The organism is Alkalihalobacterium chitinilyticum, from assembly GCF_029028005.1.
GTDB classification, from domain to species: Bacteria; Bacillota; Bacilli; order Bacillales; family Bacillaceae_F; genus Alkalihalobacterium; species Alkalihalobacterium chitinilyticum.
Genome location: NZ_JAOTPO010000027.1, coordinates 1 through 26,856 on the forward strand (window position 1 = coordinate 1; position 26,856 = coordinate 26,856).

Genomic DNA, 26,856 nt, shown 5'->3' on the forward strand with positions numbered 1-26,856 from the left:
CGGGCTAATCTCTTGTGTCCATCATTACAACAAAGTACATGCTTAGTATAAAATTGAACCGCCGTATACGGAACCGTACGTACGGTGGTGTGAGAGGTCGGAGGTTAATCACCTCCTCCTACTCGATGGTCAAATATTCTACCCTCTTTTAGAAAAAAATGTTAAAATTTACTTATTCAAGTAACGAGCATTGTTTAGAAAGAAAGAGGGGATAGAAGATGGTTAAAAAGACGACTTTCAACAAAAAAATGGCTATAAATCTATATGTTTGTTCTTTATTTGCTGGAATAGCTGTTACAGGAATTTACTATGTTTTTGTAAGGTAATTATTTTCGTTAAATTGGGAGGTAAGTGTGGTGTTTTACAAGTTATATGAGAATTTAGATATAGATAACCGTTTTAAGATTGGTTATAATGAATTCTTAATTTATTTCGTGTTACTAATAGCTTTTGGGGCATATTTTATTGGTTATATGCTTGGTGGAATGTACTCGCATATAGTTCATAATATTGGAGTTTAAAAGAGATACATATTGAGCAATCGCTTATTTTGTTCACGAAGCAGACTAGTGCAGAAGAAAATGATGGTATATCAAGCTATTCGGTGTGTGAAGAAGTAATTATATAAAGTACATAAAAAAACTAGGCGCCACTCAAGAGGGACCTAGCGAATATACGAAAACCACTCAACATCTTTTGTTACCACTTAGGAAATAGTATCTTAAGAGCGCATTTATCCTGAAGGGGTACGCTCTTTTTTGTTTTTAAGGAGATATAGTTGCAATTTATATTAATAAGAAAAATCCATACATATGATAATGAGCGGTATAGAACCAATTAAACTATTTGTTTTAACAGAACAGGCTATCTATAATAGCTACTTTTTCATATAAATTACGAACGATTTGAATGTAAATGGACGATCGTTGGTTCTACGATATCTTTTCGACGATACACATTCAAAATGAGCCCTAGAATGGCGGAGTAAAATAGCAGCATGTTTCCCCCGTAACTGATAAATGGCAGCGAGATTCCCATGATCGGCAGGATTCCAAAGCCCATGAGGATGTTCCAGCAGGCAGGAACTGCAAATAAGGCGGCACCACCCATAACTAGTATTCTTCCGTACCGATCTTTTGTTTTAAACGCATTTTTTGCCATTCGCAAAATGAATGTCAACAGGATGATACAAAGCATAATTCCGAATGCCCAGCCAAGAGAATAAACGAGATAAGGAAAAGCAAAATCTGTATGGACAGCAGGAAGTAAACCTACCTTCGGATCATTAAACCCGTTACCGAACCATCCTGCTTGTGAAAGGAAATCTCTAACAACAATATAAATGTATCCTGCTCCAGATGGGTCGGCTTCAGGGTTAATAAAAGCAAATAGTCTATTATACAGATAACCCCCGCGAGAGGTAAGAATCACAGTAGTGATTAAAATAACTCCTGTCGCCACGTTGACTACAGCTAACTTCAGGGCTAACCTTTTATGGACCTGTGAAAAAGCAAACATCGTTATTATACAGAAAAAGTAAATGATACAAAACACAACGTGTGGCAGCATCATAAAGAAAAAGATGGGCGTCCAAAATAATATGAATAGTAATCCTTGTTTAGGCCAACTGGTAAACTCGTTAATCTTGTTAAAGATTCCAGCCCACGCAAGGAACAATAAAAGTAAAATGATTGGCGTCAGATCAATGATAATGCTGCCGAATGAAATCCATCTTTGACTTCCATTACGCATATAACCAAATAGAAGGGTATACACAAGTAGAAACAAACCACTACTGTAAAAGAAGGTCCACCAGTTCGTTAATTTTCTGTAATCAAAGAAAAGAAAACCAATGATAACGAGAACAGCAAGAAAGAACCAGAGCAGTTGACGTTGTATAAAATAGGTGATCGGTACTACCAATTCAGAAACTCCGCCAATCAGCGGAAGAAAACTAATTGCTGCTATAATTACAAATAAAGAAATGAGGACCCAATCCATTCTCGGACGATGAAGGTGATTTAAGTTTTCTCCAATTGTAAAAGGGTTCCCCATTGATTGAACGGCTTTTTCATCTGCCTCTTCTTTAGAAGCTTTGCTTTTTTGGTAGGATTGGCTGAGCTCCTCGAGGTGATGGGTGAGTTCTTTTTTGATCATGCCGTGTGCTTCTTTGGATTTTACTCTAGATGTTACTTTCGTTAAAAATTCCTCGAATTTAGAAGAGCTCATAAAGATGCCTCCTCAAGTAAGTGTTTCAGGAAGAAACGTTGCTTAGAATGTTCTTGTTTGGAAGCAACTAAGTACTTTTTCCCTTTTTTCGTTAAAGAGTAATGTTTCTTTTCAGCGATCCACTTTGAACTTAAAATTCCTTTGTTTTCGAGTAGATGTAAGAGAGTATAAAGCTGTCCTTCGTTATGTTCAAAACGAAGTTCCCCTTTCTTAAAAAGTTGAGTAGAAATGTCGTAGCCGTGTTTGGCTTCATGTTGGATGGATTCGAATACAGCCAGTATTGTTTCCTCTTTCCAAGCTTGAAGATGTGGTTGAGATTGTTTTTCTCGGATCGTTTCCTTTACAGCCTCTTTTCGCTCATCGGAAAAGGTAAAATCCTTAAAAACCGTTTTTTTCATTGAATGTTTCAAGTTATGAAATGGATCACTCATCGTTAAACCTCCTAGTCATTTGGTCTTTCAATAATTCTTTTGCACGTTTTAATCTCGTTTTGATGGTATTTACATTTACAGTCGTCACCTTGCTTATTTCTGTTACTGATAGTTCTTCATAATAATGAAGAAAAACGACTTCTCGGTACTTTATCGGGAGAGCCATGACAGCACTGGCCAAGTTATTTTCTTCATTTTTCGTAATGATCTCGTCTTCAACGTGTTTGGATTGAGAAGGGAGATAGTTGATGATTTTCTCGTTCAAGGTTATTTTGCGATAATGCCAGCTTCTCAGGTAGTCTTTACAATGATTGCTGGCAATTCGATAGATCCAAGTTTTGATCGATGCTTGTTGATTGAACTGGTCTAACTTTTCATAACACTTGATAAAGATCTCCTGCGTTAAATCCTCCGCAGTTGTACGATTTTTTACATATGTATAGACAAGATGCAGGATCCCGTCGCTATATTCATGCATTAATTGATCGATTATTTGCTCTCTTTCATCCATTCTTTCATCTGTCACCGCCAATTGTTCTAGTTCGTTCATCTAGGTATCACCTCTTCCTACATTTTAGACGAAGCTGACTTGCTTTTGGTTTGAAAAAAATGAAGAAATTTATTATTGATCTTCTTGAAAGGGAAAAATAGTCTCTTGTTTTATTTTTTGTGGTAAAGTTTTACTTGTGATACTACTTTGAAGGGGACGAATAATTGTGAAGCCAAAACTAATAGTATGGATAAGTTTAATCTTCGTCATTTTAATAGCGGTTGGATGTCAGCATTCAGAAGCAACTGGCCAATGGAAGCTATCGGAAAATGAAGAAATGGTCATTGAACAATATTTGACGAAAGAAGTACTTCAACCGAATTTTGGCGGGGAGATGTTTACAACCTATGAAATTTTGGGGACAGATTTAAATGCATCTGAAGTCTACTTATGGGCTTTAATTGAAGAATATTATCAAGAGGGTGGAAACCTTGAGCAAGGAACAGGGATGTCAGTGCCTATGGTTTTACATGCAGAAAAAAATACACAGTCATTCAAAATTTTAAAACATACTTTACCGGGCGATGGCAGTAATTACATCGATGATATTAAAACGATGTTTCCTTCAAAATTACATAATAAAATCGTTGATTATGATGTAAATCATATTAGTAAATTGATAGATGAGATGGAAGATAAGGTACAGGATTAAGTCAGGATGTTCTGAAATTCAGAACGGATATCGAGGAGGTGAAGAAAATGACTAGGAAGGAAACAGGTGCATCATTTGACATCTATCCATTAAGTGAGACGGCGATTACAATTCAGTTTGGAACATTTATCGATATCGATCTACATAGAAGAGTGAGAACGATCACGCATCATTTAGAAGAACGCCCATTTGCTGGGTTCCTTGAATGTGTGCCAGCATTTTCAAGTGTAACCGTCTATTATGATGCGCTTCGCGTCCTTCAGTCTGAACAGACCGGTGGCTATTCGTCAGTAAACACTAGGTCAGCTTATGACATCGTATCTTCTTATTTAAAAAAGCTGTTGGAAAAGCTGACGCATATAAAGGAGGATTCTCCTAGACAAATCGAGATACCAGTTTGTTATGGCGGAGATTTAGGTCCTGACTTAGACTTTGTGGCTAAGCATAACAATCTGACAACGGATGAAGTGATCCAAATTCATTCGAGCGGAGAATATCTTGTATACATGATCGGGTTTGCTCCTGGTTTCCCGTATTTAGGCGGAATGTCGGAAAAGATTGCAGCCCCGCGACGCTCAACTCCAAGGGCGACCATCGTAAAAGGATCGGTAGGAATAGCCGGAAGTCAAACGGGTGTGTACCCGATCTCGACCCCAGGCGGATGGCAATTAATTGGACGTACTCCAGTTGAATTGTTTTGCCCAAATGATCCAATCCCTTCTCTTCTGCAGGCAGGAGATGTCATTCGTTTTAAACCGATTTCTCTAGAAGAGTACAAGGAGTATAAGGAGGGGCTAGCATGAGTATAAACATTCTTCGGCCAGGCTTATTAACGACGATACAGGATTTGGGGAGAGTCGGATTTCAAAAATATGGTGTGATTGTAAGTGGTGCGATGGACTCCTATGCATTGCGGATAGGTAATTTACTCGTTGGCAATGACGAAGGAGAAGCGGCATTTGAAATTACGTTAACCGGGCCGACGATCGAATTTGAACAAGACATACTGATTGCAATTACTGGCGCAGACTTGTCACCGACGATTGAAAAGGTGCCTGTTCCTTTATATAAGCCGGTATATGTGAGAAAAGGAAGTGTACTTCAATTTGGGCCATGTGTATCCGGGTGCAGGGCGTATATGGCCTTTGGAGGTGGTTTCGATATTGAAGAAGTCATGGGAAGTCGGAGCACTTACCTTCGTGCAGGGATAGGGGGGCACAAAGGGCGAGCATTAAAGGCTGGTGATCAGCTGACCATTAACACGGGCAGGCCGCAATCGACACGGTTGATTGAGGAGTTGTCCACATCAAGTGATAGGCCATTTACGACGACTTCCTGGAGTGTGGCGACAACATTTCTTCAGCCAGTGACAAAGGAAAATACGATTCGTGTAATTCCTGGCACCCATTATGAACGGTTTACCCCTGAGAGTAGACAAGCCTTTTTTGACCAAACGTTCAGCGTGACGCCGCAATCGGACCGAATGGGCTATCGTCTTTCCGGGCCGTCGCTGGAACTCTCTGAAGCGTTTGAGGTGATTTCAGAAGCGGTTGCTTTAGGAACGATCCAAGTACCGTCTGACGGAAATCCAATTGTTTTATTAGCAGATCGGCAAACGACAGGTGGCTATCCACGAATGGCTCAAGTGGTGTCCGTCGATATTTCACTTATGGCTCAACTAAAGCCAGGGGACAAGGTCCGTTTTAAAGAAGTAACCGTACAGGAAGCAGAACAGCTTTATCTGAAGCGAGAACATGAATTAAGCGGGTTGCGAGCGGCAGTAACCTTTAAACTTTAATGAAAAAAAGATGTAGGTGATCGAAATGAAAACAGTGGATCTGAATTGTGACTTAGGAGAAAGCTTTGGCTCGTTTGTTGTAGGACAGGACGAGCTGATCTTAAAGCATATTACATCAGCCAATATTGCGTGTGGTTATCATGCCGGTGATCATAATGTGATGTCCAAAACAGTTAAATTAGCAAAAGAAAATGGGGTAAGCATTGGAGCTCATCCTGGGTTCCCTGATTTACTCGGGTTTGGAAGACGGAACATTCAAACCGATCGAGAGGATATTTACAACTTTGTGATTTATCAAATTAGTGCGCTGCAAGGGTTTTGTCAGCTTCATGATGTTCCGTTACATCATGTAAAGCCTCATGGCGCATTGTTTAATATGGCGTCTCGGGATGGTGTAATGGCTGAAGCGATCGCTCAAGCCGTTTATGACACGGATCCATCCCTTGTATTGTTTGGATTGTCGGGAGGGGAATTAACAAAAGCGGGAATGAAGGTTGGGTTAACGGTAGCAAATGAAGTGTTTGCAGACAGAACGTATCAGCCTGATGGGACATTAACTCCGCGTACCCAAGAAAATGCATTAATTCATGACACAGATCGAGCGATTGAACAAGTGTTAACGATGGTGAAAGAAGGGACAGTACGAGCGGTTAATGGATCGATTGTACCGATTCAAGCGGATACCATTTGTGTGCATGGAGATGGAGCAAATGCACTTGCGTTTGCTCAGAAACTACAGGAAACACTGATTGCAGAAGGGATAACGCTAAGTCCTGTTAAAAAGGGGAATTCGTAGAAATCAAAAAATTAGAGAGTACCTTGTTTTTGGGGCCTTTAAAGTAACACTTGAATCGTAGCGACAAAGAGAACTGCCATTGATGATTACTTAATCCCCTAGGTTAAATGTTTATTTGTAATTGGACTAATTCATGAAGTGAGTTCTTAAGACAGTTGAGGATTTTTGCGTAACTAGCAAGTATGTATTAAAAGACACTTAGAGCATAAGTGTCTTTTTTTCTATAAAAGTGCTCTGTTGAAAAAATTAAATTTTACAAAAGAGATGGTCCATAGTGGCCATTTATAAAATTAAATTACAGTTTTTTTATAAAGTTGGGTATTTTATTAATGAAAGATAAACAAAAAGAGGTGAGTTCAATGATGGTATCAAGGAAACATTTCTTATTTAATGTGTTAATCATCTTGATCCCGTGGTTATCGTTACTTTTTATAGGAAAGCGTAACGTAAAGCGGTATTCATTAGCAGGTATGTTTGTTATCGTTTTTGAAATTCTAAATCACTTGTACGGGAGAAAGCGGAATTGGTGGAAGTTCTATGATAAGCCCAAATGGTTTATGAGGGATGAACTTCCGTTTAATGTGGGTCCGTATATGCCGCTTACGATGTGGATACTCAAATATTCGTACGGAAACTTTAAAAAGTTTATCTTACTTAATGTATTAGCAGATGGAATTTTTGCTTTTATAGTTATGGATTTTCTGAAAAAGATGAAAATCGTGCGTCTTCACCGGTTAAATCCTTTTCAGTTTTTTATCTACATTCACTATAAAGCGTATTTAATTTATGCGGTTCAATATTTGTATGAGAAAATAAAGAACCCGACCGGAACAAACAATACGGCACAAACGAACTATTCTTAAAGAGTTTGCTTTTTAGTTATAATGAAGTAACCGGAAAAAGAATGGAACTATATCACTGTAAACCTCTTCATTCGTTCGTTAAAAGGTTTGTAATTAAATCTTTTTTTCGAAATGCAACATTCTTAAAGTTCACCGATTATAATAAGTAGTTCTTAATGAAGGACACAATCGTTGCAGTAGTAGGATGAAATGTCCTTCATCACCTTAATGAAGGACACCAGCGTGGCAGTTAGATCAAGTAAAGTCCTTCATCAGCTCTACCTTGGACAGTTCTTGTTTCAATAATACCTCGTTCGTGTAGGCACATCTTTTCAAAAACTTTATATTCCTTAGTATTTCCTTAAATAATGACTCATTGTTTGAAGGGGCCATATATATTTATAACTATGATAGTGAATGTAAAAGACTTCTGGAATTCCACCTCCTGTCGGATATTTAGTGGTCCAATCCGTTTGAGTATACGATTTTATTAAGTAAGTCATGCCTTTATCGATTTCATTCGTCGGCTGATCGTGCGCTGTGATTAACGCATCTAATGCCCAAGCGGTTTGAGAAGGGGTGCTGGCTCCAAGGGGGACATATCGTTTTTGAATGTCGCTATAGCACGATTCTCCCCAGCCGCCATCTGCGTTTTGTACGGAAAGTAACCAGTTGACGCCCTTTTGAATCGGAGCAGAAGACGGTTCCGTTCCACTCGCGAGAAGACCCGTGATGGCTGCCCACGTTCCGTAAATGTAGCAAATTCCCCAACGTCCATACCACGAGCCGTTTTCTTCTTGGTTGTTCACTAACCATTGCGTTGCTTTTTCAATCGCTGGATGAGGCAATCGTAAATTGGCATCATTCCCTAGAAATTCAAGTGTTCTTCCCGTTAAATCTGCTGTAGAAGGGTCTAGCAGAACTCGATAGGCATCTTTAAACGGTAATTGCGCAATCAGTGGATGATCTAAATTTTTTTCAAAAGCCGACCAGCCCCCGTCATTGTTTTGCATCGATAACACCCAGTTTAGCCCGCGGTCCCAGCTATTTCGAAGTGCAGGATGGTGACTAACAGTCGCTCTGACCGCCCGGAGTGAAGCGGTCGTATCATCGACATCAGGCTCCAGTGTATTAAAGTCAGAAAACCCCCAGCCTCCTGGAAGTGTATCAGGATTGTTTAATGCCCAATCCGCAAATTCCAGATGTTGCCGCGAGAAAAGGTAGGTCATCGCATTCTGTATCATGGGGTCTGTTTCAGGTACACCGGCCTGTTGTAAACCATGGCTAAGTAATGCCGTATCCCATACGGTCGATGGACAATATTCGATGTGGTAAAATTCATTCGTCAGACAAAGTTGGTTACGGAGTCCATGCAGTGCGTTTTGAATGATGGGGTGATTTTTCTTGTAGCCGAGGCTAAGCAAAGCAAAGATCATAAAAAAGGTAGCCCCAAAGTAATTATACTGTAATCCGTCGGGTTCAATCCGCTCGAGCATAAACCGTTCTGCTTTCTTCAAAGCTAACTGTCGACTTTCCTTTGGCTTCATTAAAAGAGGTCCTATTTGTTCAAAAAGAGTATTTAATATCATCTTTTCGTCGCCTGTATGAAACTTGAGATCAATCGGTGAACGTGTATTAATTAACTCGGATAAATCAGGGGTATGGCTCGTTTTATAGGAAAAATTAAGGTTTGAAGAAATGAGAACAGGCGTTAGATGAACTCTCGTATAGCCGACAAATTGATAAAAGTGTATAGGAGAAGTGCGTGGAAGCAGAATTCCTTCAATCGGAAGTTGTAAGTGCTTGGGCCAAGGAATGTGCCCAGTTACAGCGAGTAACGCTTTCGTTAAACTATTCGTTTTTGTGAGCCCGCCATGTTCGATAATAAATTGTTTCGCTTGCTGCATTTTAGCAGAGTCGGGGTCCATATAATGAGAGAACAACAAGCCGTAATAAGCTTCTACCGTTGCAGAAAGATTGCCTTCCTTTTCATCGTGAAACAGTTTCCAAGAACCGTTCGGTTGCTGTATTGATAAAATCCGCGCGACAAGCTGTTGAATGAGCCACTCGTCATCTTGCTCTAGCGTTCTTAACAAAATAATCATATACGCATCTGTTAATGGGCCGCCTTCAAAGCAAAAGCGCCAAGACCCATCGTTAGATTGCATCCCGCGAAGCTTTTCAATCAGGTGGGAAGTTGTCTCTTGAACGTGCTGCCTCATCATTAATCCCCCTTACATCTTATCAACATTAACCATATGAAATAGAAAATGTAAAAAGAACAGATCCCCCATTAAGAAAGAATCTTATTTAAGGAAATTAGATTTTTTACTTCAAATTGATACTGAGAAATATCAGGGAATCTGCTGATTATTTTTTATTCTGGAAAATGTTACTTTTATACTAGGATAATTTGGTAAGTATACGAGTTTAGTTGATTCGTATTGATAGGAGTACATATGAAGGAATTATATAATCAAGTCATTAAAAAACGGTATTATATTTCGATTTTTATTATGATCGTTCTCATGAATATTGGATTGTTCACGGCTAATCCACGGTATGGGGAATGGGATTTCGGATACTTATTACATATCGCCCTGGTTATGATAATAGCTATTTGTTTATTGCTTTATCCGAAGTTTGAGACACATGCGTTTCGCATCGTAATGATTATAACGGCGTTTGTTTATTTCTACACTATTTTCTTTTTATATCCAGATACGTCGTCGATCTTAATTTTAATTTGTTTTTTACCTGTTATTTCTATACTATTTTTTGATACAAAGCTCTTTTATTTTTCTTTACTATTAAATACGTTATTGATTGGCGTCATCTTTGGTTATATTTTGATAGTGGACCAAGGGTCTTATTATTCTTACATTAAAGAAGATGTTGTAGGGAATGTCATTAATTTCGCAGCAACTCAAGTGATTATATTTCTTATTTTTTACTTTACACAAAATCGTTTAAAACTGGTAGAGGAGCGGAACCTTTTCACGGAAGGGCCCGTTGTAACCTTTGTTTGGAAGATGGCTGACAGCTGGCCGGTTGAATATGTGTCACCAAATGTTTCAGCATTATTAGGCTATTCTCCAGAAGAGATGATGGAACAAAACTTCACGTATGCGGCATTAATTCATCCTGATGATCGAGAACGGATAGCGGTTGAAGTAACTTTTAACATCAATAATAAAATTGATCAGTACGAGCAGTCCTATCGTATCCGGACAAAAGAGGGACATTATCTTTGGATCTATGATTTTACAAAGCTTATTCGCAATAAGAATGGACAAGTTGAAACGATTCGAGGGTATATGTTTGACCAGACCCATCTTAAAACAGTAGAGGATGCTTTGGACCAAGAAAGGCGTCGTCTTAATGATATTATTGTTGGAACGAATGCGGGTACTTGGGAATGGAATATTAAAACAGGTGAAACATTTTACAATGAACGCTGGGCCGAGATTATCGGGTACACGCTGGAAGAGCTTTCCCCAACGACATTAGAGACCTGGCAACGTTTTGTTCATCCAGAAGATTTGAAAAAGAGTGAAGAGCTCTTAGCTCAACATTTTTCGAAAGCGATCGATTTTTATGAATTAGAAGTACGAATGAAACATAAAGACGGTCACTGGATATGGGTAGCAGATCATGGACGTGTATCCGCATGGGGGGAAGATGGCTCACCACTTCTAATCTCGGGAACGTATCGTGATATTACGCAACGAAAACAAATGGAACAAGAATTAATTTGTGCAAAAGAAAAGGCTGAAACAGCTAGCCAGGCCAAAAGTCAATTCCTGGCTAATATGAGTCACGAAATCCGAACGCCTATGAACGCCGTGATCGGAATGACGGAACTTGTCCAAGAGATGGCAACAGAAGAGCAAAAGAAATACTTAGACATCATTCAAAACAGCAGTCATTCTCTCTTAAATATTATTAATGATATCTTAGACTTATCGAAGATCGAATCTAATACGATTGAGCTAGATCGTCAAGCAACTGATTTACAAAAGGTAGTACAAGAAGTTGGAGAAACGTATCAAGTTTTAGCTGAGAAAAAAGGGTTGAACTTTTTCATAGAATTGAAAACAAACCCGAGACAAAATCATGTCGTTCTAGTGGATCCTCACCGGTTAAAACAAGTGCTCGTCAATCTCATAGGAAATGCGATTAAGTTCACGAGTGAAGGATATATTCGACTTCAATACGAAATCACAGAGAACGCTAAGATCCGCTTTACCATAATGGATACGGGAGTTGGTATTGCTGAAGAGGATTTAGAAAACATTTTCAACGCCTTTATGCAAGCTTCACTTAAACCGACGAAAAAGTTTGGTGGAACAGGTCTTGGGCTGACAATCTCGAAAAAAATAATCGAGTTAATGGACGGAACTATTTTTGTAACAAGTAAGTTAGGGGTTGGCAGTACGTTTGGCTTTGAAATTCCTTACATACCTTTTGAAAAAACGCTAGACAGTCAAAAAGAAATACCATTGAATTTTTCCGCAGGTCAAAAAACGGAAACGATGACTATAGATGATCGAAATCAACGGAAAAACGCACCGAAAAAACATATTTTGTTAGTTGAAGATACCGAGGAAAATCAGTTATTAATACAGGCGTATTTTAAACATTCGAATGTGCAAATAGATATAGCAAACAACGGAAAGGAAGCGGTAGAAAGGTATAAGAATGCATGTGAACGTACGGAACAAAAAATACCATATTATTCGCTCGTGCTAATGGATATTCAAATGCCGATTATGGACGGCTATGAAGCGACAAGGACCATAAGGCAGTACGAAAAAGAAAATCAGCTCACACCCGTTCCGATTATTGCGCTGACGGCTTATGCGTTAGAAGAAGACCGCCGGAAAACGCTCGAAAGCGGCTGCGATGAACACGTACCCAAACCGGTCCGAAAACAAGAGTTGTTAGGGATAGTAAATCGGTTTCTCAATGGCATGAAATGAGGTTGAAGTAATAAACTGTCCAAAACTATATGTGGAATATTTGAATGGGTCACGATGTGTGAATTATTTAGCAGATGTGGATGAACCTCTTATTTTTAATTGAAAAATAAATGAGTGATCCGAAGTACCTTTTTTGAATATAGGCATATGATAACTTGAGAATTGGATCAATTTTGAAAGGAATGAACATACGTGTATTATATGCCTCAAACCTATTCATACCCGTATTATCCGAATGGTCACATGTATCAATCGTCTAACGGCATGCAAAGAGGGAGCCAAGGACCTGATTATCAAGCGGCAGAGGACGTACTTGCTGGAATTAAAAGAGAAGCTGCAGCTATTGATCTTTATATGCGACTTGCTGAAGCGGCGCCTAATCAAAAACATAGAACAGACCTTTTACATTCATTAGAAAGCAAAAAAGGACAGTTGAATCAATTAACTCATCTCTATTATTCTTTTACAGGAAGAGAGCCTGTGTACCAAGTTGAAACCGTTCCTTTCCAAAGTTACCGTGAAGGGTTACAAAAAGCTTATCAAGCTGAAGTTCAAGGGTATGAACACTATAGTAGAAGTGGTTCAGCTACACCTTACCCCCACATTCGAAATGCCTTTATGCAAGTGCTGACTAGTGAACAAGAAAATGCATCGCGACTAGTTGTTTTAAATCAATTAAAAGATTATGGCTCACAACCATATGTCGTTGATATTGAAGAAGTGACGAAGGAAAACGAAACGTTCCGTACAGCGTTATGGACAGGAAAACACTTGCAAGTCACGTTAATGAGTATCGAAGTGGGAGAGGACATCGGTTTAGAGGTGCATCCGGATCTTGACCAATTCATCCGCATTGAAGAAGGGCAAGGACTTGTACAAATGGGTGACAGCAGAGACCATTTAGACTTTCAAAAAGAAGCGTTCGCAGACTTTGCAATCATGGTCCCTGCTGGAAAATGGCACAATCTCACAAACACGGGGAATACACCACTAAAAGTGTACTCCATCTATGCCCCGCCCGAGCATCCATTTGGCACCGTTCATGAGACGAAAGAAATAGCCATGGCAGCTGAGCACCACCATCATCATTGATGACTTTAAGTAAAACGATTATTAATAAGAGAAAGGCATTTCATTAAGAGAGGAACTGTTACTTTGGCAGTTCCTCTCTTTTTTTATGAGCTGAACAAGAAAGAAAGGAGCAATAGAAAAGAAGCTGTCGTTTGGAACGCGCTGGTATGAGGGGTGGGAGTTTGGCGGACTGACAGGCCCTTATTTCGGTAAAAACGGCCATTATAGAGGTGTTTGCGGACTGAGAGGATCTTATTTTCTATAAAATTAGTGAAAATCATCACTATTTTGCTAGATAAGGGCCTCTCAGTCCGTTCCGACCGTGAAATGAGTGGATTTTTTACAAATAGCGTCCTCTCAGTCCGCTTAGCATTAGTGATACTGGAATGATAAGGGGGCGAGGCGTGGAGCAGCCCCGATGTCACTTCTAGAAATAGTAAATGCAGAATGCCTCACGCATTATAAATCAAATTAAACTGGTAGCTTTTCTGCAACGGAAGCAGAAAAGCTTTTGTTTTAAATTAGAGCAGTAATTTTAATATAATAGGTAACTATTTTTTTGTAGACTATGGTAAGATACAAAAAATACCATTTCGGAGGAAGAATATGTTTTTACATAGAGTTGATGACCTCATTTCTTTAAAAATATTAGAAATGAAGGATGCCGAGAGAATTTTTGAATTAACAGATAGGTCCAGAGACTATTTACGAGAGTGGCTTCCTTGGTTGGATATGACAAAAACCGTCCAGGACACAGAAGGATTTATTCGAATGTCTTTGAAGGGGTTTGCTGAAGGGAATAGCATGAATACAGCTATTTTATTTAACGAAGAAATTGTAGGTATAGCAGGTTTTAATACGATAAATCAGTCCAATAAAACGGCTCAAATGGGCTATTGGATTGGTCAAGAATACCAAGGTAACGGAATTATTACTAAAGTATCAAAGATGTTGACTGATTATGCTTTTAATCAATTAGGATTAAATAAAGTTGAAATTAGAGTTGCCGTTGAAAATAAGAAGAGCAGGGCCGTTCCAGAGAGGATAGGCTTTAAAAACGAAGGCTGCATCAGACAATCCGAATGGTTATATGACCATTATGTAGATCATATTGTTTACGGTATGTTAGCTGAGGAGTGGAATGAAAATTTGAAGAACTAGGTTTGAATTTTAATAGTAAAGTGGCAAGTGATTTCGGTTATTATAGGGGGAATATAGATGGAAATTGGAAAAGAATATTTAAAGGTTGTCATTGAAAGGTTTAGTAGTGTAAAAGGTCTTGGAGATAAAACAATAAATCAATTGTCTGAAGAGGAAATACATTGGAGTTATAATTCTGAGTCAAATAGCATTGCAATCATCGTAAAACACATGAGCGGCAATATGATTTCAAGATGGACAGACTTTTTACATTCAGATGGAGAAAAGGAATTTAGAAACCGAGATGAAGAATTCATAGATAGTATACACTCCATTTCAGAATTAAATGAGGTTTGGGAACAAGGTTGGAAAGTCTTAATGGAGACACTTACTAGTTTAAATGAACTTGATTTATTTAAAAAAATAGATATTCGTGGAGAAAGTCATTTAGTTATAGAGGCAATTGAGCGACAGATGGCACATTACGCTTATCATGTCGGTCAAATGGTTTATATCGGTAAACAATTGAAGGATACAAAATGGGAAAGTCTGAGTATTACAAAAGGGAAATCTCAAGAATATTTAAAGGAAAAGCTTGAAAAAAACAAGATAGATAGACACCGTTGTTGAAGTTTACATAGAGATTACATCACGCTGAAATTAGATCTTGTAGAATAAGGAATAAAAGAAACTATTATTAGGGGGAGTTTAGTGGAACATCTATCACTTAAACAACAAATTCTGGATCTGGAAAAACAATTAATGACTTATGATTATAACGAACTATTTGAACATCTAGCAGACGACTTTTTTGAATACGGAAGTTCAGGAAACATTTTTGATAAAAATGCACAGCTTGATGTAGCTAGGGAAGATCCAACTGTAACAAATTCTATAACATATACAGTAGCCGATTTTAGTATAAAATTATTAGCTTCAGATGTTGTATTAGCAACGTATCGCTCATTAAGACATAATGACAATAAATTGGTATTACGAAGTTCGATTTGGAAAAATACGCAGGGAAAATGGCAAATGATATTTCACCAAGGAACACCTGCCAAATAATGAACTCTGTTGTAGCTGAAACTTTCTAACAGACACTTTCGTAATATAAAATCTAGATAAAAAATATACGAGGAGGTAATGAATTGAAATTTTTACTAAGTATGTATGTTGTGATGACATTAATCGTTTTTGTTAATTTAATCAGTGAATATACATTGAATGGCGAATACTCAGGTATTGCAAGTTGGCTGGTCATCGTTCTGTTTTTCTTTGGTACGATCTTTTTTATTAACGCAAGATACTACTTTTCCCGAAAATGAAAGATTAATAATATATACCTGACTAATTGTTAGTTTAAATAAGAGGAGTGAAACTTATGAGGATAATTTTTTTACTATTTGTCACCTTTTTATTATTTTTATCGGGTTGTAACGCGGGGTACTCAAGTCTTCAAGAAGCTGTTCAAAGTAAGTGGAAAACACCTATTCAGGTCATTAACCAAGATGAAGAAAATCAATTAGTTTATTATTTAGACCAAACACAGCACATTTTAGGTGTCTATCAATATGAAAATGGAAAATACAAATATAACAATAACCAAAGTGTTGGAATGACATTTTCAACAGAATCCGGCCTGCCTTTTTTAGTTACAGCTAACCATTTTGAAGGTATCGGCAATATTATTCATGGTGCTATTACAACAGATGAACATGAGATAGGAATGCTGAATTAAATAATTGAAGACGAATTTTCCCTTAAATGCCATTACCTAAAGAACAAAACCTTTCAATAATGTTAAACCAAAAGGAGGGAAATAGTATGACAAAATTAATTTCTTTATTTTTTGTAGCATTAACAGGGATTGGTCTTAGGTGGGCAATCCTAGGAGAATATGATTCCTCACAGCTTCAACTGACATTTATTTTCTTGGGCGCTGCTCCACTATTTCTTTGGATTAGTATTAGGCAAAAGCATAAAGATGCTGATTATTCTCCACTCCCGTCAAGTAGACAATGGACAACGTCATTGAAAGACAAATGGCTCACTGGAGAAAAGAAGATCTTTCAAGGAGAGGAATTAGTAGCTACATACAACCGAGTTTACAACAAGAGCTTTCATAAAATTATAGCTGATTTAATGCGTACACCTGGACTATGGTTTTTACAATTGGCATTTCAATTTAAAGACGGTCGCACGTTTACCGTTACCAGTGAAGAGAACTGGAAAGGAAATGCCCGTTACACAATTTGGGAAGGTAATACAGAGGTAGCAACAATCAGAAGTGACCTTAAATCAGAACACGTTAAAAAGTTGCTGGAGCATACGGTCCTAGAAATCGGTGAACATGTTTATGAATTCCGTGCCAGAACGGTTCGATCGCGGATAGAAGTTCTAAAAGACGGTGAACTCATAGGAGAGGTCGAAAGGGATCTTACAGGGGTACGTTCATTAAGTCTAAACTCTAGTGAAGTAAACGTTGAAGACGAACCATTTCTGTTAATGGGATGGATTGTTTTTTCATATCGTTATAATAAATAGAACTCAACATTTATCCGCCTTTTGGATTCATGGCATTAGTTATTGAAGTATTTTTAAATAGAACCCGCGAGAGAAGATATAGAATAGAAGGAAAGCAAAGCGCATTCCTTGTTTCATTTGAAACCTTTTGCCCATTTATTACGTAGTTGTATATGAAGCTATAAAAATAGAAAGGGGTCGGGAAAGTGGAAGCGATGATTTCAGTGAACAAGATCGGAAAATATTTTAAGGACAAGAAAGTTCTTCATGAAATTTCGTTTGACGTACATAAGGGAGAAATTATGGCGATCCTTGGGCCAAATGGTGCAGGGAAATCAACGACGATTCGAAATATTATGGGGATTATGTATCCGGATGAGGGAGATATTTCATTTCGCCAGCATCAGGGTGTTCCACGGAATAAAATTGGTTATTTACCTGAAGAACGTGGATTATATAAAAATGTAAAGGTCATGGATATCCTTTTATATTTGGCCGACCTGAAAGATTACCCGCTAAAAAAAGCCAAGCAGCGCGCATTAGAATACTTGAAAAAATTTGATCTTGAAGGAAAAGAGAATGTGTTAGTAGAAGAGCTATCAAAAGGGATGGGGCAAAAGGTACAATTTATCGCTTCGATCCTTCATGAGCCTGAACTCTTAATTTTAGATGAGCCATTTTCAGGATTGGACCCGGTAAGTCAGGAGTTATTTAAAGACGAAATTCGTCAATTAGCCAAACAAGGAACGGCAATTTTATTATCATCCCATCAGATGAATTTAGTAGAAGAAATGGCCGATCGTTTGTTTATGATTTCTAAAGGGCAAAAAGTCATCTATGGCACGATGGATGAGGTGAAAATGGAGTATGCCAACTTCAAATGTACGATTAGAGGTCATAATGAGCGTTCGATGTTAGAAGGGCTACCAGATGTGGAACGGATGAAGCAAAGTGATAATACGTCAATTCTTTATTTATCCAAACATGTTCATCCAGCAACATGGCTAAAAAACTTACCCGATGACGTGTCTATTCAAGAATTAGTCTTTGATCGAATTACACTTCATGAAATATTTATTGATGTGGCCAATGGAAAAAATTTAATGATGGAGGCAGGTGAGATGGATGCATAACACGTGGAAGGTTGCTAGATGGGAGATTAAAAGAAACATGAAAAATAAAACCTATTTAATCGGGTTATTATCCACTCCGATTATTTTTATTGCCTTTATGTTTTTAGGTAGCTTGTTTGGTAGTTCAAATGATGAAAGAATGACTCACGTTTTGGTCAATGATCAAGTGGGAATCTTCAATGAACTAGAAGCAGTAGCAAGTGAAAGTGAATTAAATTGGAACATGGCTCAAACGGACGTGACAGAAGCAGAGGTGTTAGAGGAATTAACCACTAGAGAAGACACCGCCTTTATTTTTATTGATGAGCGAGGAATCAATGAAGGTGTGGTTTCTGTTTATACGAGTGAAGAAATCGATGTATTCTTTCATAATCAGCTTCAAGTTTTAGCCGCGCCAATTCAAGCTAAACAATTGGAAACGCTTGATTTGTCTGTAGAAGAGTTAGCCCCTTTTTTACGTGGTGTCACATTTATGGATGAAACGATGGCTGAAGAAGAATTCGGAGCAACGGAAGGCGAAGAACTAGTAGCCTCAGATAGTGGGAGTTTCATGGAACGGCTTGTGCCCGGAGCATTTGCTGGATTTATCATGATTTCCATTGTTTTTACGGGTATGGCGATTTTCCAAAGTGCCTCTCAGGAGAAGAAGGATAAATTGGCAGAAATTATTTTGTCTTCTTTAACACCATCTGAATTAATGCAAGGAAAAATTGTCGGCTATTTTGTCTTAGGTGTGATTCAGTCCATCGTTTCAATTATTGTTATCCTACCATTCTTAATTGGAAGATTTGATTTACCAATACTAGAATATTTATTCGTACCGGAATTAGTGGTGTTACTTACGATTGCGGTCCTTGGCTTCTTGTTGTTTGCTGCCATTTTTGTAGGAATTGGCGCGACGATGGAAGACATTGGGACAGCAGGCAATTTCCAAGGGATGGTTATGATGTTGCCGTTTTCACCGGCGATCTTTATTGGTCCGATTTTAAGCGACCCGAGTGGCTTATTTGCTCAAATTGGTAGCTACATCCCTTTTACTAGCCCTGGGGTGCTCATTCTACGCCTGACTTTGTTAGAAGAGTGGCCATGGATGGAAGTCATCATCGCCATTGTAATTTTAATTTTGAGTGTTTGGTTCTTTATGAAACTAGCAGGAAAAATCTTCAAGGTCGGTATTTTATTGTACGGGAAAAACGCAACGCCAGGCGAAATTATTAAATGGCTGCGTGTATAGCGTTAAATCATGGCTTTAAAGCGATGAGGAAAAGGAACTGTCAAAACAGTTCCTCCTTTTCTTGTATGCACTAGGGGTTAGGTGCGTTATTTTTCGAGTACCGTTTGTTATTAAGGTTATAGTTGTTCTATAGGAGGTGTTTGAATGAAAATCCTTGAAAAGGTTATAACAGCAATACTTTCTGGAATCGTATTTTCATTAGGTTTAGCATTCTTGAACGGTTCCATGGAGTATTTTATAGTTTACTTGATGTTTTCTGGAACTATTTTTTTAACTGGTGGCATTCTTTTTTCATTACTTGCCGATGTTATCCTAGAAAAGGTTAAAGCAAACAAGTATCTACTTTCCCTTGTAATCTATGGAATTGGTGGGGTTATAGTTAATTTTTTCTTTTATATCGGGCTCTATAATGAAGGGTTTGTAGGTGAAACTCTTAGTATGTTGTTACTTGGTATAATAGCCTCTTTATTATTTTTGCATATATTGCTAGTTATCAAGAAGATATTAAAGAATTTAGTTGGTTAAAAGCAGCCTCTTTTTTTTAGTTCTTTTTAGGATTAGTAATGCTAATGGTAGGTATATAATCCAGTCGTTGGATTGTGATCGGAAGCTTCCTTGGTGTTGGTGGTGGAATGATAATGGGGAGTATCTCCTATTTTTTACTAAGAAAAATCATTAACCTAGCATAGTAAGTTGTCGTGGGAATCACTCATCAAATTTGACGCCTATTAGAAAGTAGGGATAACAATTGGAAATAACAAGAGTTAGAAATGAACTATCTGTAAAAGGTAAAAATGGGGTTGGCTTTTTATTGTCTGCTGTTGTCATTTGGTCAATGATTACAATTATATTTTTACAACCAATAGAAACACACCAAAAAAACATTTATATGTTATTTTCAACAGGTTTAATGTTCCCATTATCTGTTGGAATTTCTTCATTAATTCACGCTGATTGGAGACTTAAAAATAATCCATTAGGTGATTTAGGTTTATATTTAAATCTGGCTCAAGTTATCTATTTTCCAATCCTTTTTTGGGGGATAATAACTAGTCCAAGTGATGCTATCCTATTCTTTGCAATAATAACAGGGGCACATTTTTTTCCTTATGGTTGGTTTTATAATGCCAAACCTTTTTATGTAATGGCTCCAATTATTTCACTTGTAATATTCTTTTTGGGTTTATATTTAAAAGGGGAAGATTTGTGGTTAATTCCATTATCTATGATAATACTAATTTTGTTATTAATTTTATGGCTCATCATAGATTATAAGAGGAAATCTTCGATGAAATAAGTTTTGAATATTGGATGCGTTAGTGGAACTAGTACGTAAAACCTCTTCATATGGCTGGAGTTGAATAAATGCTCCTATTTTTTATAGAAACGATGAGCATATGGAAAAGAAGTTACTATTTGAAGTAACTTCTTTTGTCTTAAATGATGAGCTAGGTAATTTTAGAATAGATAACCATCGTACCTGGGATAGCGATAATCATTATGGAAAAAAGTAATTCAAGCACTTGACTTGCATTAAGCGTTAAAGGCCCGAATGAGCTGGTTAGTAAATAAAGAATTAAAATTGCTCCAAATAGTATAAAGTAATTAACTGTCATTGCTTTTCCAATAATAGACTTAGCTCGTTCATCCTTTGGAAATAGATGTGGAAATAGGTAAGCATACATAAGTTGAGCTATCCCTATAGCAAATATAATGATTGAAACTGGAAACACACCGTTGATAATATAGTTGAAATTTAAGTAAATACCTAATCCTGTTAGGAGTATACCTAGAAAATAATAGGTGATTTGATTTTTTTTCACATTATTAGTTATGGTCATATCCTATTCCCCTTCATAAATAAAAATATCTTCTATTTGACAATTAAATACATGAGACAATTTAAATGCTAATGTAATTGATGGATTATAGCGTCCTTTTTCAAGAGAAATGATGGTTTGCCTTGATACATTCAATTTTTCAGCTAGTTCATCTTGAGTCAAGCTATACTTTGAACGCAAGTGCTTTATATTATTCTTCATAATATCACCTTTAATTGTTAAGTTAACTTTACGTTAAGTACACTTTACATTTACTTGGAATAAAAGTCAAGTATCCTTTACACGTATTAAATTAAAGGGACCGTTTTTTTCAATAGATTTAATCAACTATTTTGTGCTAATGAAGCAGATTAATAAAATAGTATTTTTATCAAAGATAAATTTTAATTCTACTTGAAGGGAGGAGAATAGATGAACATGTTCCAGTAATGGGTAAACGAACGAATAAAACACGTATAGGAGTGGAGGCGTATGACAGAATTGATAAAATGTAAAAAGTGTGATCACACCATTCTAAAAGAAGGACTTCTAGGCATTAATGGTTATGCTAATGTGAGAAGCTTAGATAAGATATAGATGTGTCTAGGATAATAATTGTAGATGGAAGTACTGGATATATGAAAATAATTGATGACCACGCTGTTATTGAGAGTTTTATCGATGAAATAAAGGATATCAAGTTTATACCAGAAGATAATCAAGAAGTCGGAGTTGGCTGGCGTTACTCCATTACTCTATCCCAAGATGACGAATATACATTTCAGTTTGGGCTAACGCAAGTAAATGATAACTACTATTATACAGTACCTGATATTCACCCGATTGTTGATAAGTTTTATAATATAGTTGATGTCCAAGAGGATTAATCGTAACTCTTTTATTCAACAAAGTGCAATAGCTTAATAAAAGGCTATCGCTGTTCAGCTAGCAAAGCTGGTATTTTAACAGCTTTAATGGTACAAGACGAAAAAAGAAGGGGGGATTGGCTTGTTTACTAAAAAAAATGTTGTAATCATTATTTTAACCATTGTCTTCTTGGGAATGGTCTCGATTCCTTTTGCCTTTATTTATGTCCTTAATAATGGGAATCCTTATCACAAGTATCTTGTAAACAAATATATTCCTTCACATTTAGAAGAAATGGGTTATAGTGACGAGGATATATTGAAACAATCGTATATGGAAACAAAACATACGATTAATAATAGTGTGTATCATGGTCATTACAAAGTGATTTTCAAAGATGAACCTCAATTGGAATACCTGTATGGGGTGACAAAGAGAGGGAAAAATGTTGTGCAATTTTGTGAAAAAGAAACATTAATTACGAGTAATACATATGGAGAAATGAAGACAGAAAAAACCAATCACAGTGAAAAGAAATGTATAGGCTATTTAGATAACAGATAAAACTATGAAATTCAAGTAACGGGCAGCATTAGTTGAGGATTTGTTGCAAATGGTAGTTCCTATTGTTGTAGCAAGAGGATAAATACTAAAGTTGGTGATTATGTCTATGTCAGAATGGCTGCAAGGTGGACCTTTTCTTGAAGTAAGTTTTTTAATGGAGATAAGAGAAGATCAAAAGAAACTCGTTAATTTAATATTAAATAATCTATCGCTTCTACCAGAAAAGATAGAATTAGTTGATGAGAATATCGATGAAAAGATAGATTGTTTTCTTAAAGGGGAACCGTTTGATGAGACTGACTCTACAACCCCAATGATGCACTTATTAAAATTACATTTGTACGTTCAGCTAACTAGAAGACGAAAAGCGACCTTGCAAATAGAAACGTTTTCTTCCAATGATCTATTGGTCAATTTTTGGTTCTATGGCTCAACCTCTGATGCTAAGGAATGGGGACAAATTGGTATTAACGAAGAGGAATATGTAGATTTTACAAACCTGCTTATCCATTTATTTTCGGTTTATCGTTTTAAAGTTGGCGGGATTGGGTTTGAGGTAAATGTCCTTGATTTATTTAATTCCACTGAAACATATCCGAACGAGTGTTACCAGTTTGAGAATATGTTACCTAACGATGTTCTACAAAATAGTTCCCATTTCATACAACTGATCTGGAATGAAAAATACAAAAAAGTGAGTAATATCCCATTTAATTATAGGAAGCTTCATCACGAAGGCGTTCTGATTTCTTTAAGGAGTTTTGCAGATTAGTAATTTAAGGTAACGCAGGTGATTTGTCACCAAGACTTATGCCTTAACGACTGTGAAGAACATATATGAAATATACTTGTCCTTGTTGTGGATTTAAAACAGTAGATAAATGATTAGCAGCATACGCTAAGGAATTAATTATACTAAGGGGATTGAGGTTTGAACATGCAATTAGACAGGTATATGAAAGAGAAATTTCCGAATTTAGAACTGTGTTCACCTTTATTTTATAATTGGCCTATTGGTATCCGATTTGAATTAGAAAATAATGACTTGCAAAGTGAAAAGGAGTATATAGAACATGTTTTGGCTCGTGCCAACAGCCTCTATGATGCTTTATTTGACTCTAGTGATGAAATGTATGTAGTTTCTAATGTTTATGATCAACGATTAAAGAAAAAAGGTTTCTTTCCGTCAATTGTAAAAAATAAAAAGGTATTATGGTCTATTACTTCTTATCCTATTATTAACCCATATCTAGATGATGACGAACCTGTAGAGGAAAAAAAAGCGAATCGTATGATTTTAAAATGTCGTAAAAAAGATTTGAATAAAAATCTGATAAGGAAATATTTAGACAGCGAAGTGGCAGAATTATTCCTTATTAATATCAACAAAGAATTGATTTACTATATTTATGATTCTAGAGGAAGTGATTTGGTTTCCGCCAAGTCGGAGACCATTCAGCCCTATTATGAGCAATTTAATGATTGGATCTTAGATTATGACCGGGAAAAAATAGATAAAGTTTTTAAAGATGATAATTGAGCTATGGAGGCGTTTCTGCAACAGCAGCAGAGCTTACGGATGTAGTAGGAAGTTTAGGCTGGAAAGGGACTTGCAATCTTATCCTTGTCATCATAACAGCTTTATCATTGCATCATATTTTACATAAATTCAGTATGAAACGTAACGCCGAGCCCATCCTATAGATAGGAGGGACTTGATAATGAAAAACATAGATTTTCGTTTAATAAAAACAAATGGTATTTCCTTACATATAGCTGTTGCAGGTCCAGAGGAAGGTCCTCTCGTTATCCTGCTTCACGGATTTCCTGAGTTTTGGTATGGATGGAGGAAGCAAATCAGTACATTGGCAGAAGCGGGCTATCGTGTCATTGTTCCTGATCAGCGGGGCTATAATTTGAGCGAGAAGCCAACAGACGTGGAAGAGTATACGATCGATAAACTAAGGGATGATGTGATGGGCTTGATCGAGTTTTTTGGCAGGGAAAAGGCTACGATCATCGGCCATGACTGGGGAGCTTTAGTGGCATGGCATTTGGCCTCAACACGGTCGACCTACGTGGACAAGGTCATCCCAATTAATGTACCTCATCCAGCTATTTTTATGAGGAACGTGATCAAGCACCCGACCCAGATGTTTCGGAGTTCTTACATTTTATTTTTTCAAACACCGAAGATTCCGGAAAAGCTTCTATCGGCTAACCACTATCAGGCTATGAAAAATATGATGCGTATCTCCTCTAATACCGGGGCTTTCACACACGAGGATCTTCAGCAATACGAAGCTGCGTGGTCCAAACGAAATGCCTTGACGAGTATGTTGAATTGGTACCGAGCAATAAGGGCGGGAACTATGGGGCAAATATCGAATGATCCAGTGACAGTACCTGTTCGAATGATCTGGGGAAGAAAAGATCATTTCTTACTGTTAATGCTTGCAAAAGAAAGCATGAAACTGTGCAAAGACGGAAAATTGACAATGGTACAAGAAGCGACGCACTGGATTCACCACGAACAGCCAGACGTATTAAATAAGCTAATTTTGAATGCATTAAATGAGGCCTGACAAAGCATGGGGAACTGTCTCCATGCTTCATTTTAATTATACATTTATAAATGTGGATATTTTAGGGATTTGGATATAAAAGTAATCTCTTTTCAAAGCTCTTCCGATATAATTGAGGTGAAGGTCGAGATAAAAAGGGGGAGATAAATATGAGAAAAATAATTAAGTTTCTGTTGTTTTCACTAATGGTAATGCTTTTATTAAGTGGGTGTAATTCAAATGCTACAGATACGAATGAAGATATTTTTCAATATAAAAATTCGTTTGTCGGTGATAACAATGCAGTAGGAAACATTGCTAATCAGTTACCTGCAGCAGAGTATTTAAACGGTTTTGAACTGAAAACTAGCGAAGAACCGTATGGAATAATTCTGAATTATGATAGCTTAGATTCAGACCAAGAGTACCGAGAAACTGTGATACACAATGCTACTTTTTTATTTACGTTAGTACAAAATGTCGATTGGATCACATTTAATTCGGATATAGACGAATATACAATTACGAAAGAACAACTGGAAGAGTGGTATGGTAAAGAATTAAGTGAAATCCAAACCGAAAATGAACTAAGAGAACTGATAGAAGAAAACTTAGAAGACACAAATAAAATAAATCACTTATTCTAGAACGGAGTGCGTTAATTCAGTAGAATTAACGCTTTTATGTTGGAGTTATAATGTAGCAAATAATTTTTCGTGGTAATATAAGAGTATTAGCTGTTAAATTATGTATTTTTTGTGTTGTATAAAGTTCGAAAAGGGAGGATATGGCTTGGGATTTCCATAAAGTGTAAGAAGTGGGATCGAAAGCAGGAAATGTGGCTTGGGATTCCCATAAAGTGTAAGAAGTGGGATCGAAAGCAGGAAATATGGCTTTATATTTCCATAAAGTGTAAGAAGTGAGATCGAAAGCAGGAAATATGGCTCAATATTTCCATAAAATGTAAGAAGTGAGATCGAAAGCAGGAAATACGGCTCGATATTTCCATAAAGTGTAAGAAGTGGGATCGAAAGCAGGGAATATGGCTCGATATTTCCATAAAGTGTAAGAAGTGGGATCGAAAGCAGGGAATATGGCTCGATATTTCCATAAAGTGTAAGAAGTAGGATCGAAAAAAGAAAATATGGCGAGCACTATCACCATTAAACAACCATGAGGTGAGAAATTGACTAAAACACAAACATCCCATTATTTGATAACAGTCATCTTGTCTTTAGTTCTATTATAAGGTTGTGCAGGCTTGGGAGATTATGATATAGACCTACCTGTAAATTATTCGGTTGTAAGAACATCAGCACACCAAGTGACGATAGCCCCAAAAACTAGTGATACCAGTTGGGGGAGTAATATCATTCCAACGAAAGTTACTGAGCTCGCTTGGGACGATACATATATTCTTGCAAAGCAAGTGGGCTTGAAAGAAGACCCGAATAGTAATAATGGTTATCAAATCCCTAATAGTGAAGATGTTCATTTTTGGATAGTAGAAATTAAGTCTGGAAACGTATTTGGCCCTTTAGATGAAGAGGGTTTTAGGGACAAAAGAAATGAGTTAGGCATATCTAATCGTCTAGCATTAAAGAAAACTTGAGGATATCAAATAGCTACCTTACAATTAAGTTTTACTAAGGAGATA

At 37.1% G+C, this 26,856-nt stretch carries 32 protein-coding genes; 26 read left to right on the forward strand and 6 right to left on the reverse strand.

Going from position 1 to position 26,856, the window contains the following annotated elements; genetic code table 11:
- Nucleotides 1–356: 356 nt before the first annotated feature.
- Nucleotides 357–521, forward strand: a complete 165-nt coding sequence (locus N7Z68_RS22690) for a hypothetical protein (protein WP_275120710.1) — start codon at nucleotides 357–359, stop codon at nucleotides 519–521.
- A 373-nt stretch (nucleotides 522–894) separates the two neighbouring features.
- On the opposite strand, the gene N7Z68_RS22695 is transcribed toward N7Z68_RS22690, so the two are convergent.
- Genes N7Z68_RS22695 through N7Z68_RS22705 form a run of 3 tightly spaced genes read right to left on the reverse strand, consistent with a single transcriptional unit; the run spans nucleotide 895 to nucleotide 3,210 of the window.
- Entirely contained in the window at nucleotides 895–2,229 is a 1,335-nt protein-coding gene (locus tag N7Z68_RS22695) for an FtsW/RodA/SpoVE family cell cycle protein (protein WP_275120711.1), read from the reverse strand.
- On the reverse strand, nucleotides 2,226–2,660 hold the full coding sequence (locus N7Z68_RS22700) for a PadR family transcriptional regulator (protein WP_275120712.1): 435 nt from the start codon (nucleotides 2,658–2,660) through the stop codon (nucleotides 2,226–2,228). Before N7Z68_RS22700 ends, N7Z68_RS22695 begins: the two co-directional genes overlap by 4 nt.
- On the reverse strand, nucleotides 2,653–3,210 hold the full coding sequence (locus tag N7Z68_RS22705) for a sigma-70 family RNA polymerase sigma factor (RefSeq protein WP_275120713.1): 558 nt from the start codon (nucleotides 3,208–3,210) through the stop codon (nucleotides 2,653–2,655). The genes N7Z68_RS22700 and N7Z68_RS22705 overlap by 8 nt, the downstream gene beginning before the upstream one ends.
- 166 nt (nucleotides 3,211–3,376) lie before the next feature.
- Between N7Z68_RS22705 and N7Z68_RS22710 the strand changes: the two genes are divergently transcribed.
- The 5 genes from N7Z68_RS22710 to N7Z68_RS22730 all read left to right on the forward strand — a co-directional run bounded on the left by N7Z68_RS22710 (nucleotide 3,377) and on the right by N7Z68_RS22730 (nucleotide 7,319).
- Nucleotides 3,377–3,862: a hypothetical protein gene (locus tag N7Z68_RS22710; protein ID WP_275120714.1), complete on the forward strand. Its 486-nt coding sequence runs from the start codon at nucleotides 3,377–3,379 to the stop codon at nucleotides 3,860–3,862.
- Between the two features lie 47 nt (nucleotides 3,863–3,909).
- Nucleotides 3,910–4,665 carry a 5-oxoprolinase subunit PxpB gene (gene pxpB, locus N7Z68_RS22715; RefSeq protein WP_275120715.1) on the forward strand — a complete coding sequence of 252 codons (756 nt, stop codon included), beginning with the start codon at nucleotides 3,910–3,912 and terminating at the stop codon, nucleotides 4,663–4,665.
- Complete coding sequence (locus N7Z68_RS22720; protein ID WP_275120716.1) at nucleotides 4,662–5,660, forward strand: 5-oxoprolinase subunit C family protein; 999 nt, start codon at nucleotides 4,662–4,664, stop codon at nucleotides 5,658–5,660. Before pxpB ends, N7Z68_RS22720 begins: the two co-directional genes overlap by 4 nt.
- A 25-nt stretch (nucleotides 5,661–5,685) precedes the next feature.
- The gene (locus tag N7Z68_RS22725; protein ID WP_275120717.1) at nucleotides 5,686–6,456 is read left to right on the forward strand and encodes a LamB/YcsF family protein; all 771 of its coding nucleotides are present in this window, start codon (nucleotides 5,686–5,688) and stop codon (nucleotides 6,454–6,456) included.
- Nucleotides 6,457–6,818: 362 nt separating this feature from the next.
- Nucleotides 6,819–7,319 (forward strand): hypothetical protein, encoded by a 501-nt coding sequence (locus N7Z68_RS22730; protein ID WP_275120766.1) that lies wholly within the window; start codon nucleotides 6,819–6,821, stop codon nucleotides 7,317–7,319.
- A 329-nt stretch (nucleotides 7,320–7,648) separates the two neighbouring features.
- Here N7Z68_RS22730 and N7Z68_RS22735 read toward each other — a convergent pair whose 3' ends face one another.
- Complete coding sequence (locus N7Z68_RS22735; protein ID WP_308447242.1) at nucleotides 7,649–9,523, reverse strand: terpene cyclase/mutase family protein; 1,875 nt, start codon at nucleotides 9,521–9,523, stop codon at nucleotides 7,649–7,651.
- 234 nt (nucleotides 9,524–9,757) lie between these two features.
- Between N7Z68_RS22735 and N7Z68_RS22740 the strand changes: the two genes are divergently transcribed.
- The 12 genes from N7Z68_RS22740 to N7Z68_RS22795 all read left to right on the forward strand — a co-directional run bounded on the left by N7Z68_RS22740 (nucleotide 9,758) and on the right by N7Z68_RS22795 (nucleotide 20,681).
- Complete coding sequence (locus tag N7Z68_RS22740) at nucleotides 9,758–12,280, forward strand: PAS domain-containing protein (RefSeq protein ID WP_275120718.1); 2,523 nt, start codon at nucleotides 9,758–9,760, stop codon at nucleotides 12,278–12,280.
- Nucleotides 12,281–12,481: 201 nt separating this feature from the next.
- On the forward strand, nucleotides 12,482–13,372 hold the full coding sequence (locus N7Z68_RS22745) for a cupin domain-containing protein (RefSeq protein WP_308447244.1): 891 nt from the start codon (nucleotides 12,482–12,484) through the stop codon (nucleotides 13,370–13,372).
- A gap of 585 nt (nucleotides 13,373–13,957) precedes the next feature.
- Nucleotides 13,958–14,512: a GNAT family N-acetyltransferase gene (locus N7Z68_RS22750; protein ID WP_275120720.1), complete on the forward strand. Its 555-nt coding sequence runs from the start codon at nucleotides 13,958–13,960 to the stop codon at nucleotides 14,510–14,512.
- Between the two features lie 57 nt (nucleotides 14,513–14,569).
- Nucleotides 14,570–15,121, forward strand: coding sequence for a DUF1572 family protein (locus N7Z68_RS22755; RefSeq protein ID WP_275120721.1), 552 nt, complete (start codon nucleotides 14,570–14,572; stop codon nucleotides 15,119–15,121).
- Nucleotides 15,122–15,202: 81 nt separating this feature from the next.
- Nucleotides 15,203–15,559 carry a nuclear transport factor 2 family protein gene (locus N7Z68_RS22760; RefSeq protein WP_275120722.1) on the forward strand — a complete coding sequence of 119 codons (357 nt, stop codon included), beginning with the start codon at nucleotides 15,203–15,205 and terminating at the stop codon, nucleotides 15,557–15,559.
- Between the two features lie 83 nt (nucleotides 15,560–15,642).
- On the forward strand, nucleotides 15,643–15,819 hold the full coding sequence (locus N7Z68_RS22765) for a hypothetical protein (RefSeq protein ID WP_275120723.1): 177 nt from the start codon (nucleotides 15,643–15,645) through the stop codon (nucleotides 15,817–15,819).
- Between the two features lie 56 nt (nucleotides 15,820–15,875).
- Nucleotides 15,876–16,232 (forward strand): hypothetical protein, encoded by a 357-nt coding sequence (locus N7Z68_RS22770; RefSeq protein WP_275120724.1) that lies wholly within the window; start codon nucleotides 15,876–15,878, stop codon nucleotides 16,230–16,232.
- A gap of 86 nt (nucleotides 16,233–16,318) precedes the next feature.
- The gene (locus N7Z68_RS22775) at nucleotides 16,319–17,038 is read left to right on the forward strand and encodes a tubby C-terminal domain-like protein (RefSeq protein WP_275120725.1); all 720 of its coding nucleotides are present in this window, start codon (nucleotides 16,319–16,321) and stop codon (nucleotides 17,036–17,038) included.
- Nucleotides 17,039–17,223: 185 nt separating this feature from the next.
- A complete protein-coding gene (locus N7Z68_RS22780; RefSeq protein WP_275120726.1) occupies nucleotides 17,224–18,150 on the forward strand; it encodes an ABC transporter ATP-binding protein in 927 nt (308 codons plus the stop codon).
- A 37-nt stretch (nucleotides 18,151–18,187) separates the two neighbouring features.
- On the forward strand, nucleotides 18,188–19,384 hold the full coding sequence (locus N7Z68_RS22785) for an ABC transporter permease (protein ID WP_308447243.1): 1,197 nt from the start codon (nucleotides 18,188–18,190) through the stop codon (nucleotides 19,382–19,384).
- A 144-nt stretch (nucleotides 19,385–19,528) separates the two neighbouring features.
- Nucleotides 19,529–19,909, forward strand: coding sequence for a hypothetical protein (locus N7Z68_RS22790; protein WP_275120728.1), 381 nt, complete (start codon nucleotides 19,529–19,531; stop codon nucleotides 19,907–19,909).
- A gap of 223 nt (nucleotides 19,910–20,132) precedes the next feature.
- On the forward strand, nucleotides 20,133–20,681 hold the full coding sequence (locus tag N7Z68_RS22795; protein ID WP_275120729.1) for a DUF7010 family protein: 549 nt from the start codon (nucleotides 20,133–20,135) through the stop codon (nucleotides 20,679–20,681).
- 151 nt (nucleotides 20,682–20,832) lie between these two features.
- Here N7Z68_RS22795 and N7Z68_RS22800 read toward each other — a convergent pair whose 3' ends face one another.
- Together N7Z68_RS22800 and N7Z68_RS22805 are read right to left on the reverse strand one after the other, a co-directional pair.
- Nucleotides 20,833–21,225, reverse strand: coding sequence for a hypothetical protein (locus tag N7Z68_RS22800; protein ID WP_275120730.1), 393 nt, complete (start codon nucleotides 21,223–21,225; stop codon nucleotides 20,833–20,835).
- A gap of 3 nt (nucleotides 21,226–21,228) precedes the next feature.
- Nucleotides 21,229–21,426, reverse strand: a complete 198-nt coding sequence (locus tag N7Z68_RS22805) for a helix-turn-helix transcriptional regulator (protein WP_275120731.1) — start codon at nucleotides 21,424–21,426, stop codon at nucleotides 21,229–21,231.
- Nucleotides 21,427–21,803: 377 nt separating this feature from the next.
- On the opposite strand from N7Z68_RS22805, the gene N7Z68_RS22810 reads away from it, so the two are divergent.
- The 8 genes from N7Z68_RS22810 (at nucleotide 21,804) to N7Z68_RS22840 (ending at nucleotide 26,811) form a co-directional block, all read left to right on the forward strand.
- Nucleotides 21,804–22,091 carry a hypothetical protein gene (locus tag N7Z68_RS22810; RefSeq protein WP_275120732.1) on the forward strand — a complete coding sequence of 96 codons (288 nt, stop codon included), beginning with the start codon at nucleotides 21,804–21,806 and terminating at the stop codon, nucleotides 22,089–22,091.
- Nucleotides 22,092–22,212: 121 nt separating this feature from the next.
- Nucleotides 22,213–22,635, forward strand: coding sequence for a DUF3139 domain-containing protein (locus tag N7Z68_RS22815; protein ID WP_275120733.1), 423 nt, complete (start codon nucleotides 22,213–22,215; stop codon nucleotides 22,633–22,635).
- 106 nt (nucleotides 22,636–22,741) lie between these two features.
- The gene (locus N7Z68_RS22820) at nucleotides 22,742–23,407 is read left to right on the forward strand and encodes a hypothetical protein (protein ID WP_275120734.1); all 666 of its coding nucleotides are present in this window, start codon (nucleotides 22,742–22,744) and stop codon (nucleotides 23,405–23,407) included.
- 165 nt (nucleotides 23,408–23,572) lie between these two features.
- Nucleotides 23,573–24,175: a DUF3885 domain-containing protein gene (locus tag N7Z68_RS22825; RefSeq protein WP_275120768.1), complete on the forward strand. Its 603-nt coding sequence runs from the start codon at nucleotides 23,573–23,575 to the stop codon at nucleotides 24,173–24,175.
- Nucleotides 24,172–24,339, forward strand: a complete 168-nt coding sequence (locus N7Z68_RS24420; protein WP_373323217.1) for a DUF6366 family protein — start codon at nucleotides 24,172–24,174, stop codon at nucleotides 24,337–24,339. Before N7Z68_RS22825 ends, N7Z68_RS24420 begins: the two co-directional genes overlap by 4 nt.
- Before the next feature lie 17 nt (nucleotides 24,340–24,356).
- Complete coding sequence (locus N7Z68_RS22830; protein ID WP_275120735.1) at nucleotides 24,357–25,220, forward strand: alpha/beta fold hydrolase; 864 nt, start codon at nucleotides 24,357–24,359, stop codon at nucleotides 25,218–25,220.
- Between the two features lie 149 nt (nucleotides 25,221–25,369).
- The gene (locus N7Z68_RS22835; RefSeq protein ID WP_275120736.1) at nucleotides 25,370–25,846 is read left to right on the forward strand and encodes a DUF4825 domain-containing protein; all 477 of its coding nucleotides are present in this window, start codon (nucleotides 25,370–25,372) and stop codon (nucleotides 25,844–25,846) included.
- 614 nt (nucleotides 25,847–26,460) lie between these two features.
- Nucleotides 26,461–26,811, forward strand: coding sequence for a DUF3997 domain-containing protein (locus N7Z68_RS22840; RefSeq protein ID WP_275120737.1), 351 nt, complete (start codon nucleotides 26,461–26,463; stop codon nucleotides 26,809–26,811).
- Nucleotides 26,812–26,856 lie beyond the last annotated feature (45 nt).